The following is a 14684-nucleotide window of genomic DNA, read 5'->3' as shown; positions in this document are numbered from 1 at the left end:
TTCCGATTATACGGATTGATATTGCGAAAAAAGATATAAAAATAGAAATAATTTCTCTATCATGCCTTATGGCTGCGATTTTCAACGCTACATTAGAATGGAATTCCTGTATTTTACATTTCATCGAATAATTTTACAGGTGGCCTCAAAATGAAGTTTGCAAAAATCCTCGCAACGGTCGGCGTTCTCCAGGCAGCCCTCCTCTCGACTGCACTTGCAGGCGAAAATCTAGACGCAATCAAAGCAGACGGTGTGCTCAAGATCGGCACAGAAGGCACCTATGCGCCATTCACCTATCACGATAAAGACAACAAGCTCGTTGGCTTTGACGTGGAAATCGGTGAAGCCGTCGCTCAGAAGCTCGGCGTAAAACCGGAATTCGTTGAAGGCAAATGGGATGGCCTGATTGCTGGCCTCGATTCCAAGCGGTATGACGCCGTTATCAATCAGGTTGGCATCACAGAAGAGCGCCAGAAGAAGTTCAACTTCTCCAATCCTTATATCGTTTCCAAAGTCGTTCTGATCGTCAATGACAAGAATGACACGATCAAAGACTTCGCCGACCTGAAAGGCAAAAAGTCAGCACAGTCGCTGACCAGCAATTATGGCAAGATCGCGAAGGAAGCTGGCGCGGAGCTCGTCGCGACCGACGGTTTTGACCAGTCGATCCAGCTTGTCTTGACGGGTCGCGCTGACGCCACGCTGAATGACAGCCTGTCATATCTGGATTTCAAAAAGCAGCAGCCAAACGCGCCAGTGAAAGTTGTTGCTGAAAAGAAAAATGCAGATGCTTCAGGAATTATCGTGCGCAAGGGCGACGATGATCTGGTTGCAGCACTCAACAAGGCACTCGACGAAATCAAGGCTGACGGCACTTACGAAAAAATTTCGCAGAAATATTTCGGTCAGGACGTTTCCAAGTAAGCTTTAGAGAATCGTCGCAAAGAAGCCGGAACGTGTTTCCGGCTTCCTTTCGTTGTGCATATATAGAATCTGTTTCGTCACATCTATTCCCTGAGTTTAATATTTAAGGATCGAACACGTGCCCGACTGGCTTCAACTCATGGCGGATTCACTGCCCACCCTGCTCTGGGCTGGGCTCAAGTTCACGATCCCTCTGACAATTCTGTCGTTTATTTTCGGACTGTCGCTCGGATTGCTGACCGCGCTGGTACGTCTGTTTGCACCAGTCTGGGTATCGTTTGTTGCGCGTTTCTACGTATGGATATTTCGCGGAACGCCTTTGTTGGTACAGCTATTCGTGATTTTTTACGGCTTACCAAGCGCGGGCATCTATCTTGATGCCTTTCCCGCAGCGGTGATCGGGTTTTCGCTCAATGTCGGCGCCTATAGTTCCGAAGTTATCCGTGCGGTTATCTCTTCAGTACCCAAAGGTCAGTGGGAAGCCGCCTATTCCATCGGCATGAGCTGGCGTCAGGCGCTGACCCGCACCATTCTGCCGCAAGCAACTCGCACAGCTGTGCCGCCCTTGTCGAACACCTTTATTTCGCTGGTAAAAGACACCTCGCTCGCCGCAGCCATCACGGTGCCTGAGCTTTTCCAGTCAGCACAGCGCATCGTCGCAACAACCTATGAACCGCTCATCCTCTACATAGAAGCCGCACTCATCTATCTGGCATTGAGCACCATCCTGTCCAACCTTCAGGCAAGACTGGAAAAACGCTTCAGGCGCTATGGTGGAACGATGGAGACAAACGCATGATCGAGCTGAAAAACATCGTAAAAAGCTTCGATAATGTTGTAATCCTCAACGACATTAACGTGAAGATTGCCGAAGGCACGGTAACGGCTCTCGTTGGCCCGTCGGGCGGTGGCAAGAGCACCTTGCTGCGCTGTATCAACCTGCTGGAAATTCCCAATTCCGGCACACTTATCATCGGCGGGCAGAGCATCACGCTTGACCCGGATCGCAAGCCGAGTTGGCAGGCAATCCAGTCCGTCCGCCGCCAGACGGGTATGGTATTCCAGAATTTCCAGCTTTTCCCGCACCAGACAGCAATTCAGAACGTCATGGAAGGGCTCGTCACAGTTCTCAAATGGCCAAAGGAAAAGGCCAGAGAACGGGCAATGGAACTGCTGACAAAAGTTGGCATGGCGCACAAAGCCGATGCGTGGCCAGCAACGCTCTCGGGTGGCCAGCAGCAGCGTGTTGCCATTGCGCGTGCACTTGCGCCTTCTCCGCGTGTTCTTCTGTGTGACGAACCAACGTCGGCTCTTGATCCAGAGCTCGCATCCGAAGTGGTGGATGTCCTGAGCAAGCTGGCCAAGGAAGGCACCACAATGGTTGTGGCAACCCATGATCTGCGTCTTGCCTCAAAGATTGCGCAAAATGTCGTGTTTCTGGAAGCGGGTTCGATTGTGGAAACTGGAAGTGCGCACGATATTTTCGTCAATCCGGCACGTGAACGCACAAAACAATTTGTGGCGACGATCAACGCAGCGCACAGCTACGACATCTAAACAGGCTCAAGCATCGCCCCAAAATCGAGGATCATTTTTTGGGCGATGCTTCGATTCAATAAGGGAGCGCATTTTTATGCGTCCCAATGGGCGCAACGGGTTAGAAGGGCTTCCGTTCTGCAAGGCCCTTTGTCCTATAAGTAATTTTAAATTCATTCGCGGTTTTATCGATTTTCCAACACCACTTTCCTGCCTGCCCCTTGGTAAATGTCCAAAGCACTGCTACATTAAGCACAACGTAAAAATTGAAGCGCCATGCTTGCGTCCTTTCAGGTTCGCGCGGCGCCATAAGGATAGAAACCTTGAAAAACCCCGAGGAGCGCCCTGCAGGATTGGCGCAACAAGGGGCGTCCGGCGGACAAACGGGCAATACACAGACCCGGAATCCGTCCGAGAACGGCAAGCGCAAACAGCGCAAGCAAGCCGTTCCAGAAGTCGGCAAGGCATCCAGCGCCTCCGAACAAGGACGCTCAGACACTGAAAACAAGGGCTCTCAAAGCCAGCGTAAACGCGCGCGCCGCCGCAATCGCGGCAAGGCTTCTCGTGATGCGCAGACGCCTGTGCAAAAGCTGGCTGTTGCAGCCCCTCCCGGGGCTGACGCAAAATCTGCCGAAGGCAAACCCGCTGGAAAGCTATCGAATCGTCGCCGACGCGCCCGCAAGAAAAAGCAGGCACGTCAGCAAGCGGGAGCACCCGCGCACACTGACAACGCAACGAAGGCACAAAGCACTGCTCCGCGCTCTGACAGCGCCGCAGTCCAGCCGCCCAAGCGCTACAATGCTGGTGCACACACCTTGCGCGCCAATGTGCAGGAAGCGCCACTTTATGCAGCACTTGATCTTGGCACCAACAACTGCCGCCTTCTGATCGCGTCACCTACCCGTCCCGGCCAGTTTCGCGTGGTGGACGCATTTTCACGAATCGTCCGTCTTGGTGAAGGTTTGAGCGCAACAGGTCGATTGAGCGAGCATGCCATGCAGCGCGCGATTGATGCGCTCAAAATCTGCCGGGATAAACTTGCGGCACGCAAGATCAGGCGGTCCCGCCTGATCGCGACCGAGGCCTGTCGGGCAGCGGAAAATGGCGAGGCGTTTCTTAATCGCGTTCGTCAGGAAACAGGGCTTGAGCTGGAGATCGTTGATCGTCAGACAGAAGCGCGCCTTGCTGTGTCGGGCTGTGGAACCCTTGTGGCGCGCGAAACGGAAGCGGTTGTATTGTTCGATATTGGCGGCGGTTCTTCGGAAATTGCCTTAATCGACATATCGCAGCGTCGCTCGCCCCGTTTGGCCGAGCATATCATGGCATGGACATCACTTCCGGTCGGCGTGGTTACGCTTGCCGAGCGTTTTGGAGGACGCGATGTCACGGAAGCAAGTTTTAACGCAATGGTGGAGCATGTAACGGAGCTGTTATCCAGTTTTTCCGAACGCCATTGCCTTGGCAGTCTTGCAACCAGCCCGCGTTTTCATCTTCTGGGCACCTCCGGCACAGTTACGACGCTTGCAGGCATTCATCTTGGGCTTGAACGCTATGATCGTCGTCGGGTGGATGGCATGTGGATGAATTCCGATGACGTTACACAGATGACGAGCCGCCTTTTGTCATGGGATTTCAACGCCCGCGTTGCCAATCCCTGCATTGGCGCGGACCGCGCAGATCTCGTTCTTGCTGGCTGTGCTATTCTTGATGCCATTCGCAATGTATGGCCGAGTGAAAAACTTCTTGTTGCTGATCGCGGTTTGCGCGAAGGCATATTGACCGAACTCATGTCGCGTGACGGTGCCTGGCGCCATAACCGCGCTCAGATCGCCAAGACCGGCGGCAAACCCGACTTAAGAAACAGGCATTAAAGATGAGCAAAGCAGGCGGAAACAAGGGCGGCACGAAAACCGGCGGACGCGGTGGCGCTGGCACAAGCAATCTTCGTGTTCGCGTGAAGAAAAAAGCCGGGACCATCAAGGAATCGTCGCGTCGCTGGCTGGAGCGACATCTCAACGACCCTTACGTTCACAAATCAAAGAAGGACGGCTATCGCTCACGTGCAGCTTATAAACTCATTGAGATTAATGATCGCTATGACCTGTTGAAAAAGGGCCAGCGTATTATCGATCTGGGTGCAGCCCCCGGCGGCTGGTCGCAGATTGCCGCCAAAATTGTTGGCTCAACCGATGAAAACCCGTTGGTTGTCGGCATTGACTATCTGCATGTTGATCCACTGCCCGGCGTCATTTTGCTTGAGATGGATTTTCTCGATGATACCGCTCCCGACAAACTTATGGAATCGCTGGGTGACAAGCCAGATCTGGTCATTTCCGATATGGCAGCGCCCACCACCGGGCACCGTCGTACCGACCATCTTCGCACCGTCCATCTGTGCGAAGTTGCGGCAGACTTTGCAGTTTCCGTGCTGAAACCGGGCGGGCATTTTCTCACCAAAACGTTCCAGGGTGGCACCGAAAACGATTTGCTGGCCATGCTGAAACAGAAATTCAAATCCGTACACCACATCAAGCCGCCAGCGTCGCGTGCGGAATCTGTCGAGCTTTATCTGCTGGCCCGCGATTTTAAAGGCTGACTTTATTTTCCGGCAATGCTGTCCGCAGCTTCGGCTGCAACAGCTTCGCGGGTCTTTTTTCTGTTTGTAACAGGCGTGGATAATTCATGGCCTGCATCGGGTGAGAGCCTTACAAACCAGAAGAAAGCCATCGCGGAAACAGCGGCAACCACGAAAAACGCGATATGGAAGTCGGCCAGCTCCAGCCCTTTTCCACGCAAACCCGTGCTCATTTCCAGAATACCGCCTGCAAGAGCCACGCCAAGAGCAATGGAAACCTGTTGCGCGACTGCGGTGATGGGGGTTGCCTGGCTGGTCTTGTCATCCGGGATCTCCGCAAAAGCCAGCGCATTTACGCCCGTGAAAAACAACGAACGGAAAAAACCACCAATCAGCAGAAACCCAATAATTAAACCATAAGGCATATCGGGGAAGAAAACCCCATTGGCTGCAATGAAAAATGCTGAAATCAGTGAACCATACATCAGGGTTCGGCGAAACCCGAACAGGTTGAAAACGCGTCTGGCACCAAATTTCATGCTGATAGCGCCAATGGCCGAAACGAACGTCATCATGCCGGACTGAAACGGCGTCATGCCGAAACCGAGCTGGAACATGAGCGGCAGCAGAAAGGGAATTGCTCCAATGCCAAAGCGGAAAACACTGCCGCCCAGAACAGCCGAACGAAACACCTGATTGTCGAAGAGTTTCAGATTGAGAAGTGCATGTTCGTTATGCCGCGCATGGATAATGTAGCCAATCGTCGAGGCCAGTCCAATAGCAACGATGATCAGACCGATCACCGGAGGCAGCGCTGGCAAGCTTACAACAGACAAACCAAACACCACCCCTGACATTGCAATACCAGAGAGCAAAAAGCCGGCCCAGTCGAGTGGCTTTAAAATGCGCTCGTCATTGTCCGGCAAAAAACGGGTCGCAAACCCGATACCCAATATTCCAATCGGCACATTAATCAGAAATATCCAGTGCCAGGAGAAAAAGGTTGTAATGAAGCCACCGACCGGGGGGCCAACCAATGGCCCAACCATTGCTGGGACTGTCAGCCACGCCATCGCAGACACAAGTTCACTTCGCGGAGTTGAGCGCACAAGCACCAGACGCCCCACAGGCGTCATCATTGCACCGCCCATCCCTTGCAGAAAACGCGACACGACAAATGCAGCAAGCGAGTTTGAAGCAGCACATGCCACAGAACCAACCACAAATATCGCAATTGCCGCTCTGAACACGTTTTTCGCGCCGAATCGATCAGCCATCCATCCGCTGACCGGAATGAACACCGCAAGCGAAACCAGATATGCGGTCAATGCCAGCTTTAAAGCGATTGGGCTTGTGCCAATATCAGCAGCGATGGCGGGAAGCGATGTAGAAATAACATTCGAATCCATATGCTCCATGAAAAGAGCAATTGCCAGCACGAGAGGAACGATGCGGTTCACGACTAAATCCGAATAAAAGCAGTTACTTAAATACTGCCATTAATAATTGTCTCACGCGCTTTATTTATAGAGAACTCGAAATTTTCCAAGCAATTGTATGTAACAATGCGGTGAGTATAGGATAATTTACACGCAAGAGCCTTGCGATGAAAAGTGGCAACCGCTTCCCCATAATGAAATATGTAAAAACAAAGAGATAGAGCGTCCGATTCAGCGCACGGCATGTTGGCAGCATGTTCAAAGACACCTCACGCAATCTTTCATTCGTTCACATTTGTGTAAAATGGGTTGCGCATCGCGTAACAGGCTGTTACATTTCGTTATAGTTCTCGTGCTTTAGAATCCGATGTGGAGGCGTCGCGGTTCAAGGAGGTAGAAAATGAATGACATTACAAGAACAGCCATCGTTTATGGAATGATGATCATTTCGTTGAATACAGCGCTGGCAATTGGTCTTCTTGGGCTGGACTTTCTGCGATAACCGCTGCGTCCGTGAAGTTTTATTTGCCCTCCAGGCAAGTCTTAAAAGAGTGTTCCTGCAATTTGCAGGAACACTCTTTTCATTTGTAAAGCATGCCGCGGAAAAGTGGGAGCCGCCTTCGCGGGGAAAGCACTCTACCCGACTGATTTCTATTCTCGCTACGATCCGAGAATAGATGTCGTGCAAACACCCTTAAGCAGTTTCTTCTTCAGAATTTCATTATGGTCATACGCACCTGCATGCGCCGTCCCAGATCCAGTCGCCGCGAATGCCATTCCAGGGATTTGCCTGCAAAAGCTCAAAGTGTGTGACTGTCATGACTACCGAATACGCTCTTCGCTCTTTGGATCGAAAAACACCGACTTATCCAGATTAAACGCAAGCGGTGAGCGCTGCCCGGCATCAATCCGCGCATCCGCACGCAACCGCGCAACCACTTGCTTTCCACCGATGCGCGTCACTGCAAAAGTATCGGAACCAGCAGGTTCGACCACGTCAATGAGGCAATTCCCTTCGACAACAGAACGCGCATTGCGATCCGCGCCATCGGGATCGGTCAACGCTTCTGGACGGATGCCGAAGATGATTTCCTTGCCGACATGATCAACAAGAGTTTTCGGCGCATTCTTGACAGGGAGCTTCAAGACCTCCCCGTCGCCCTGCTTGAGCAGAATGGCAAGCTCCTCTCCATTTTTCTCGACGCTCGCATAAAGAAGGTTCATGGCAGGCGAGCCCATGAAATCGGCAACAAACATATTGGTGGGATTGTTATAAATTTCGGCGGGCGTCCCGAACTGCTGCAAGATTCCGTCCTTGAGGACCGCAATCTTGCTTGCAAGCGTCATCGCTTCGATCTGATCATGCGTGACATAAACGATCGTGGTCTTCATGCGATGATGCAAACGCTTTATCTCTGTACGCATATCGACACGCAGCTTGGCATCAAGATTTGACAAGGGTTCATCGAACAGAAAGACCTGCGGGTTGCGCACCAGAGCGCGCCCCATCGCAACGCGCTGACGCTGACCGCCGGAAAGCTGGCTTGGTTTGCGATCAAGAAGATGACCGATTTGCAGAATATCGGCGACTTCCTGAATGGCCTTTTCACGTTCAGCCTTCGGTACTTTGCGAATTTCCATACCAAAAGCGATATTGCCGCCCACGGTCATGTTTGGATAAAGCGCATAGGATTGAAACACCATCGCGATATCGCGCTGCGAAGGATGCAGACCTGATACTGAGCGACCATTAATCGAAATATCACCAGACGTAATGGGCTCAAGACCGGCAATCGTGTTGAGCAAAGTGGACTTGCCGCAACCCGAAGGGCCAACCAGCACAAGAAATCCGCCTTCCTCAATTTCGATATTGATGTCCTTGAGCACGGAGACGCTGCCATAGGCCTTGTAGAGATTGGAGATTTTCAAAAATGACATATGAGACTTATCCCTTAACGGCACCGGACATCAGACCGCGCACGAAGTAGCGCCCGGAAACGATGTAAACGATCAGCGTCGGAAGAGCGGCCAGAATGGCTGCTGCAAAGTGAACGTTATATTCCTTGACGCCAGTGGAGGAGGAAACGAGATTGTTGAGTGCGACCGTCATAGGCGTTGAATGTGCGCCTGAAAAAGAAGCACCGAACAAAAAGTCGTTCCAGATATTGGTGAACTGCCAAATAACCGAGACGACAATGATCGGGCCTGAGGATGGAAGAAGAATGCGCCAGAAAATCTGGAAGAAACTTGCTCCATCAATCTGCGCAGCCCGCACCAGCTCGGTCGGAAATGCCTCGTAGTAATTGCGGAAATAGAGCGTTGTAAAGCCGATACCATAGACCACGTGAACGAGGATCAGACCCCATATTGTGCCTGCAATGCCGAGCATGCCAAGCACACGTGCCATCGGGATCAGCACAATCTGAAACGGAATGAAGCAAGAGAGCAGCAGCAATCCAAAGAAGATGTTTGAACCGCGAAAGCGCCATTTTGTGAGCACATAGCCGTTCAAAGCGCCCGCGACTGTTGAGATCGCAACCGCTGGCACAACCATCAGGATTGAGTTGATAAAAAATGGCTTGAGGCCGGTCGGCTGCACCCCGATCTGTGCAGTCGACCATGCCGAAAGCCATGGTTCAACCGTCCACTGCTGCGGCAAGCTCAACATGCCGCCTTGACGAATTTCTTCCAGCGGTTTGAATGAATTCACCAGCATCACATAAAGCGGCAACAGGTAGTAGATCGCAAACAGCAGCAGCGCCGAATAAATCAGGGCGCGTGTAAGCTTACCACTGTTGATCGCATTTTCCTGGGTCTGGACACTCATGAGCGTGAGCCTCCGCGCAATTCGGAATAAAGATACGGAATGATGATCGAGAAAATCATCACCAGCATGATAATTGCTGATGACGCACCGATACCCATCTGATTGCGGGTAAAAGTATAGGAATACATGAAAGTTGCAGGCAGTTCAGTTGCCTGTCCCGGTCCACCACCCGTCAATGCAATCACAAGATCATAGGCCTTGATCGCAAGATGGGCGAGCACCACGAAAGCTGACAGAAAGACCGGGCGCATCAGCGGAATAATAATGCGGCGATAAATCGTTGTCGTTGAAGCACCATCAATCTGCGCGGCCTTGATGATTTCATTATCAACGCCACGCAGGCCTGCAAGAAACATCGCCATGACGAAGCCTGAGGATTGCCAGACCGCCGCAATCACGAGGCAATAGATCGCCATCGTATTGCTCTTGATCCAGTTGAAGGTAAAACCCTCCCAGCCCCATAGCCGCATCGTGTGTTCAAGTCCAATGCCCGGATCAAGAAACCACTTCCAAGCGGTGCCGGTAACGATAAAGGAAAGCGCCATCGGATAGAGATAGATCGGGCGCAAAAAACCTTCGCCACGGATTTTCTGATCCAGCAAAATGGCCAGAAACAGGCCAATGACCGAACAGATAATGATGTAAAGCGATGCGAAGATCGCGAGATTTGTGACGGCACGCCACCAATGTGGCAAGGCCCACAGCTTTTGGTAATTCGACAGACCAACGAAGCCATAAGAGGGCAACATGCGGCTGTTGGTGACAGAAAGAACGCCCGTATAGATAATAAAACCATATACAAAGACGAGAACGATCAAAAAGCTCGGCGCCAGAACCAGCTTGGGCACCAGTTCCTGTAGTCGGCTGTTACGCTTCATGTCTGCGCCACCCATTTCTGCGCTGCGCACCCGGCGCCGTTCAATCGCGGCGCTCTTGATGCGGGCTATTGTTTCAACGGCATTTCTGTCTGCCGTTCACTGCAATGAATTTATTCAGCGAAAAATCCGCCAAAAGTTCAATGAATTGTCATGCTTGGAAAGACAGCGCCCGGACGTGCCGGGCGCTCACTTTTACTTACTTTGCGCCTTCAACAGCGGAGACCAGTTCCTTGACAGCGTCTTCAGAAGAAAGCTGACCGTTGAACTGACGGGTCACAACATCATAAATGGCGTTCTTCACCGAAGCCGGGTTTGCATAGCCATGGGCCATGGAACCGAGCATCGTGCCCTTTTCAGCCGCTTCCTTCACGTCAGCGATTGCCTTCTTTCCGCAGGCATCGAAAGCGGTGTCCGGCACGTCAGTCCGTGCAGGAGCCGATCCCTTGACCACGTTGAAAGCCGACTGGAATGCCGGGCTTTCGATAGCCGAGGCCATTTCGAGCTGTGCTGGGACCTTGTCTTCAGCAACCTTGAACATAGCAAACATATCAGAGTTGAAGGTTACTGCGCCTTGCGTTCCGGGGTAACGCATGCAGACAAAATCTTCGCCGGGCTTTTTTCCAGCCTTGACGAATTCGCCCTTTGCCCAGTCACCCATGAACTGAACACCAGCCTTGCCTTCGATGACCATGGCCGAAGCAAGGTTCCAGTCACGACCGGAGAAATTGTCATCCACATAGGAACGCAGCTTGGTCATGCGATCGAACGCCTGCTTCATCGTATCGCTGCCCAGCGCTTCCGGGTCGAGATCAATGAATGCTTTTTTGTAGAAATCCGGCCCGAAAGAAAGCACAACCGCATCGAAAATCGTTGCATCCTGCCAAGGCTGACCACCATGGGCGATTGGCGTAATGCCCTGCTGCTTGAAATTATCAAGAAGTGCAATGAGTTCGTCCCAATTGGTCGGCTCTTTACCACCGGCCTTGTCGAGAGCAGCTTTGTTGATCCACATCCAATTTGTGGAATGGATATTCACGGGCGCAGCAATCCAGTGACCGTCATATTTCGCAAAATCCTGCAAAGGCGCTGGAATGACCTTGTCCCAGCCTTCCTTGCCTGCAACTTCGTCAAGATTGCCAAGCGCACCCTGCTCGGCCCAATCGCGAATGTCGAAGCCGAGCATCTGAACGGCAGTTGGCGCATTGCCTGCGGTAACGCGGGCGCGCAGAACGGTCATAGCTTCCGTACCACCACCGCCTGCAACTGGCATATCTGTCCAGCTGATACCCTTGCTCTCAAGATCTTTTTTGAGAACATCAAGAGCCGCAGCTTCTCCGCCTGCGGTCCACCAGTGCAGAACTTCAACGTTCTGCTTGTCCTGCGCATTTGCAACCGGTGCCATTGCAGCAAACATTGCGCATGCTGCCGTACCCATTGCGGCTATTTTAAAAAATTTATGCATATGTCTACCTCCCGTAGAACTCCATAAAACAAAACACGCCGGATGATTACGGAAGCCTTGCCCCGCACACCCGCAACAGCCTTCACTCTGTTTTGAGACCTCCATCCCACTGTAATTCACGCAGCTCCACCTGCGATTGACAACGTTGTCTTTTTTGACCGAAAAAATAAACGTAAGACAACATATGCCCCTAGCATAGGCTCATGCACCCGATATGTGTCAATAAGATTTCCTCTGACAACCCCAAAATAGAGCAGGCAAGAAAGACATCAGCTGAAAAAAACAACCAAAAAATGTTGAAAAATGAGGCATTTACCCCCTCAAGTCCATTTCGTGCGCCAACATTTCATCTCGGTGTCAAAATGCAGAAAAATCAACGCCGCGATACTCAGGCACGCGTATAAATTTCCTGTGATATGGCTGGACATTCGCGATCAGAATGCATAATTTCCGTTCACCTGCACAATGGTGTGCGGGTTTGTTCTCGGGGCGGGGTGAAACTCCCCACCGGCGGTATGAAGAGCGATCTTCGAGCCCGCGAGCGCCTGAAACCAAAACCTTTTGGGTAAAGATTTCAGGGTCAGCAGATCCGGTGAGATGCCGGAGCCGACGGTTAAAGTCCGGATGGAAGAGAGCGAAAGAGCGTTAAACTCGGCTTGCGCGCGGGTTTGCGTTCCTTTGTGCGCCCTGATTCTAGTTTCGTGAGGAACCTATGAACCAGAGCTATCCGAACAAGACATCCTTCAAAATTGCCTTCATTCAGGCGCGCTGGCACGCCGATATTGTCGATGAAGCACGCAAAAGCTTCATCGCTGAACTCAAAGCCAAGACCGGCAGCAACGTGGAAGTCGAAGTCTTCGACGTTCCCGGCGCTTATGAAATTCCGCTTCACGCAAAAACACTTGCAAAGACAGGCCGCTATGCGGCGATTGTTGGTGCTGCATTTGTGATTGATGGCGGTATTTATCGCCATGACTTCGTCGCCACTGCCGTCATCAATGGCATGATGCAGGTGCAGCTCGAAACCGAAGTTCCGGTTCTCAGCGTTTCGCTCACGCCGCATCATTATCACGACAGCAAGGAGCATCACGACTTCTTCTTCAACCATTTCAAGGTGAAGGGTGTCGAAGCTGCACATGCAGCGTTGCAGATCGTCAGTGAGCGCGCCCGTATCGAAGCATTGGTATAATCCAACGCAGAGTGCGAAACCGTGAGCGTTGGTTTTCCAATAACCATATGCCCCTAAAAAGACAGCCGACCCTGCAAATGCGAGGTCGGCTATTCAGTGATGATGCGTTCTGGGTGGGTGTAGACATCAAAATCGTCGCCGCGCACCAGTGCGACGAGTGTCAGTTTGGCTGCTTGTGCCGTGCGAATAGCAAGTGCAGTGGGCGCTGAAATCGCAGCAAGCAGCGGCGCACCAAGAATAACCGCCTTCTGAACCATTTCGACAGAAACACGACTTGTCAGCGCGACGAGACCCTTGCTGGCAGATATATTTTCGCGTGCCAATGCACCAATCAGTTTGTCGAGCGCGTTATGCCTTCCAACGTCTTCGCGAACCATCAAAAGCTCCTCACCCGGCACATAGAAACCAGCGCCGTGCACTGCATGAGTCTGCGCATTCAATTGCTGCAAACGGCCGAGTTCACTCACTGCGGCGATGACCGAAACCGCTTCAAACATTGTTTGTGTTTCAATTCCGGCAAGCGGGCGGATGGCCTGATCAATGGAATCGATACCACACAAGCCGCACCCAACAGGACCGGCCATAAATCTGCGCCGGGCTGTGAGCATTTCATTGCGCGCATCAACCAGTCGCATCTGAATATCAATGCCTTTATCGAGCACTTCGATATTCAGATCCTCAATTTCCGAAAATTGACTTATGATACCTTCCGTCAGGCTGAAGCCGACGGCAAAATCTTCAAGATCAGCGGGTGTTGCCATCATTACGGCCTGTGTGGAGCCATTGTAGCTCATCGCAATCGGAACCTCTTCAGGTACCTCACGATCACTTTCTTGATAATTGGAGTGTCGGCGTGTCAGACGCGGCAAATTCTGGCTGATTTTATGTATCATCATTGCTCTCCCCGCAAACACATGCAAACTCACCCTCTGTCATAGCATTTACGGGCCACACCTCAACGACTTTGAAGCAACATGCTCAACCCTTGCGATACACCTTGCAAACAAGCTATATCAGCTAACCTCAGAAGGTCTGAAAAAGACGCAGCTCATTTTTAGGTGGAAAAGAATGGATATTCGCCAGATCGACGACAACTATTCGGTCACAGGCCAAATCACGCCGGATGACGTGCGTGATATTGCGGCCGAAGGCTTTCAGACGATCATTTGCAATCGTCCCGATGGCGAAGGCGGCGAGGATCAGCCTTCTTTTGCCGAAGTTGCAAAAGTTGCTGAAAAGGCTGGCATCAAGACCTATTATATTCCAGTGATCGGCGGCCAGCTAACGCAGGAAAATGTCGACGATATGGCTTCAGCAATTGCCGAAGCCGAAGGCCCTATTTTGGGCTACTGCCGCTCTGGAGCGCGCTCAACGAATATTTACGGGATCGTGCAGAACCAAAAGCGCGGATAAAGAACGAACGCAGACTACGCGGACGGTGCTGGCGCAAAGGCATTTGAACAGTCTTTGCAAACATGGCTATCACCGTCCAGACGTGTGAGAATGTGTGAGTTTTGTACGGCGACCATTATGCGCCGAATACTGGCGATAATAGCTCATGCCGGTGCGAATGGTCGTCGCAGCAACGCCGCCCGCCACCATCATCCAGCCAATGACCTGTGGCCAGTTGAAACTTTCTATTCCGCTGCTCAAAGCAACGATAACGACACCCGCCCAGAGAACCGCAGCGGTGCGACGCCAGAAAACGGGGTTGAGTTCATCAAAGACCGCCTTCCACAAAGAGTGAACAAGGCAAGCGAAGAAAACGGCGGCAGCCAAACCAATATTGAGCAACTCGACCGGGAGCCAGTGTTGCGTATCCAGCATTGTTTTCATCATCCAAGTCATGCCGGG

Annotated in this window: 14 protein-coding genes and 1 riboswitch; of the genes, 7 read left to right on the top strand and 7 right to left on the bottom strand. The window is 51.9% G+C overall.

Going from position 1 to position 14684, the window contains the following annotated elements:
• Positions 1-150: 150 nt before the first annotated feature.
• The 5 genes from VBH83_RS02550 to VBH83_RS02530 all read left to right on the top strand — a co-directional run bounded on the left by VBH83_RS02550 (position 151) and on the right by VBH83_RS02530 (position 5056).
• On the top strand, positions 151-924 hold the full coding sequence (locus VBH83_RS02550; RefSeq protein ID WP_265984046.1) for an amino acid ABC transporter substrate-binding protein: 774 nt from the start codon (positions 151-153) through the stop codon (positions 922-924).
• 118 nt (positions 925-1042) lie between these two features.
• Complete coding sequence (locus VBH83_RS02545) at positions 1043-1723, top strand: amino acid ABC transporter permease (RefSeq protein WP_265984045.1); 681 nt, start codon at positions 1043-1045, stop codon at positions 1721-1723.
• Positions 1720-2481, top strand: a complete 762-nt coding sequence (locus VBH83_RS02540) for an amino acid ABC transporter ATP-binding protein (RefSeq protein ID WP_265984044.1) — start codon at positions 1720-1722, stop codon at positions 2479-2481. Before VBH83_RS02545 ends, VBH83_RS02540 begins: the two co-directional genes overlap by 4 nt.
• 302 nt (positions 2482-2783) lie before the next feature.
• Complete coding sequence (locus VBH83_RS02535; RefSeq protein ID WP_265984043.1) at positions 2784-4331, top strand: Ppx/GppA phosphatase family protein; 1548 nt, start codon at positions 2784-2786, stop codon at positions 4329-4331.
• Between the two features lie 2 nt (positions 4332-4333).
• Positions 4334-5056 (top strand): RlmE family RNA methyltransferase, encoded by a 723-nt coding sequence (locus tag VBH83_RS02530; protein WP_265984042.1) that lies wholly within the window; start codon positions 4334-4336, stop codon positions 5054-5056.
• Between the two features lie 2 nt (positions 5057-5058).
• Here VBH83_RS02530 and VBH83_RS02525 read toward each other — a convergent pair whose 3' ends face one another.
• From VBH83_RS02525 to VBH83_RS02505, 5 genes are all read right to left on the bottom strand, one after another.
• Positions 5059-6495 carry an MFS transporter gene (locus tag VBH83_RS02525; RefSeq protein ID WP_396996162.1) on the bottom strand — a complete coding sequence of 479 codons (1437 nt, stop codon included), beginning with the start codon at positions 6493-6495 and terminating at the stop codon, positions 5059-5061.
• 801 nt (positions 6496-7296) lie between these two features.
• The gene (locus VBH83_RS02520; protein WP_265984040.1) at positions 7297-8412 is read right to left on the bottom strand and encodes an ABC transporter ATP-binding protein; all 1116 of its coding nucleotides are present in this window, start codon (positions 8410-8412) and stop codon (positions 7297-7299) included.
• Positions 8413-8419: 7 nt separating this feature from the next.
• Complete coding sequence (locus tag VBH83_RS02515; RefSeq protein ID WP_265984038.1) at positions 8420-9301, bottom strand: carbohydrate ABC transporter permease; 882 nt, start codon at positions 9299-9301, stop codon at positions 8420-8422.
• Positions 9298-10179, bottom strand: a complete 882-nt coding sequence (locus VBH83_RS02510; RefSeq protein ID WP_265984037.1) for a carbohydrate ABC transporter permease — start codon at positions 10177-10179, stop codon at positions 9298-9300. The genes VBH83_RS02515 and VBH83_RS02510 overlap by 4 nt, the downstream gene beginning before the upstream one ends.
• Positions 10180-10375: 196 nt before the next feature.
• Positions 10376-11641 (bottom strand): ABC transporter substrate-binding protein, encoded by a 1266-nt coding sequence (locus tag VBH83_RS02505; RefSeq protein WP_265984036.1) that lies wholly within the window; start codon positions 11639-11641, stop codon positions 10376-10378.
• 476 nt (positions 11642-12117) lie between these two features.
• Positions 12118-12281, top strand: a riboswitch (FMN riboswitch).
• Positions 12282-12353: 72 nt separating this feature from the next.
• Here VBH83_RS02505 and VBH83_RS02500 point away from each other — a divergent pair.
• Positions 12354-12830, top strand: coding sequence for a 6,7-dimethyl-8-ribityllumazine synthase (locus VBH83_RS02500; protein WP_265984035.1), 477 nt, complete (start codon positions 12354-12356; stop codon positions 12828-12830).
• Positions 12831-12919: 89 nt separating this feature from the next.
• Here the strand turns inward: VBH83_RS02500 and fdhD are convergent, their stop codons facing one another.
• Positions 12920-13726, bottom strand: a complete 807-nt coding sequence (fdhD, locus tag VBH83_RS02495; protein ID WP_265984034.1) for a formate dehydrogenase accessory sulfurtransferase FdhD — start codon at positions 13724-13726, stop codon at positions 12920-12922.
• Positions 13727-13898: 172 nt separating this feature from the next.
• Between fdhD and VBH83_RS02490 the strand changes: the two genes are divergently transcribed.
• Positions 13899-14243, top strand: a complete 345-nt coding sequence (locus VBH83_RS02490; protein ID WP_265984033.1) for a TIGR01244 family sulfur transferase — start codon at positions 13899-13901, stop codon at positions 14241-14243.
• 69 nt (positions 14244-14312) lie between these two features.
• Here the strand turns inward: VBH83_RS02490 and VBH83_RS02485 are convergent, their stop codons facing one another.
• Positions 14313-14678, bottom strand: coding sequence for a hypothetical protein (locus VBH83_RS02485; protein ID WP_265984032.1), 366 nt, complete (start codon positions 14676-14678; stop codon positions 14313-14315).
• Positions 14679-14684 lie beyond the last annotated feature (6 nt).

Source organism: Ochrobactrum sp. S1502_03 (assembly GCF_044435015.1).
In the GTDB taxonomy this organism is placed as follows: Bacteria; Pseudomonadota; Alphaproteobacteria; order Rhizobiales; family Rhizobiaceae; genus Brucella; species Brucella chromiisoli.
The sequence above is the reverse complement of the archived record's forward strand: the minus strand, read 5'-3'. Positions and strand labels throughout refer to the sequence as shown.

Coding starts and splice junctions, on each gene's coding strand:
- VBH83_RS02550 (WP_265984046.1), top strand. CDS start 151: ATGAAGTTTGCAAAAATCCTCGCAACGGTCGGCGTTCTCCAGGCAGCC.
- VBH83_RS02540 (WP_265984044.1), top strand. CDS start 1,720: ATGATCGAGCTGAAAAACATCGTAAAAAGCTTCGATAATGTTGTAATC.
- VBH83_RS02530 (WP_265984042.1), top strand. CDS start 4,334: ATGAGCAAAGCAGGCGGAAACAAGGGCGGCACGAAAACCGGCGGACGC.
- VBH83_RS02520 (WP_265984040.1), bottom strand. CDS start 8,412: ATGTCATTTTTGAAAATCTCCAATCTCTACAAGGCCTATGGCAGCGTC.
- VBH83_RS02515 (WP_265984038.1), bottom strand. CDS start 9,301: ATGAGTGTCCAGACCCAGGAAAATGCGATCAACAGTGGTAAGCTTACA.
- VBH83_RS02510 (WP_265984037.1), bottom strand. CDS start 10,179: ATGAAGCGTAACAGCCGACTACAGGAACTGGTGCCCAAGCTGGTTCTG.
- VBH83_RS02505 (WP_265984036.1), bottom strand. CDS start 11,641: ATGCATAAATTTTTTAAAATAGCCGCAATGGGTACGGCAGCATGCGCA.
- VBH83_RS02500 (WP_265984035.1), top strand. CDS start 12,354: ATGAACCAGAGCTATCCGAACAAGACATCCTTCAAAATTGCCTTCATT.
- fdhD (WP_265984034.1), bottom strand. CDS start 13,726: ATGATGATACATAAAATCAGCCAGAATTTGCCGCGTCTGACACGCCGA.
- VBH83_RS02490 (WP_265984033.1), top strand. CDS start 13,899: ATGGATATTCGCCAGATCGACGACAACTATTCGGTCACAGGCCAAATC.
- VBH83_RS02485 (WP_265984032.1), bottom strand. CDS start 14,678: ATGACTTGGATGATGAAAACAATGCTGGATACGCAACACTGGCTCCCG.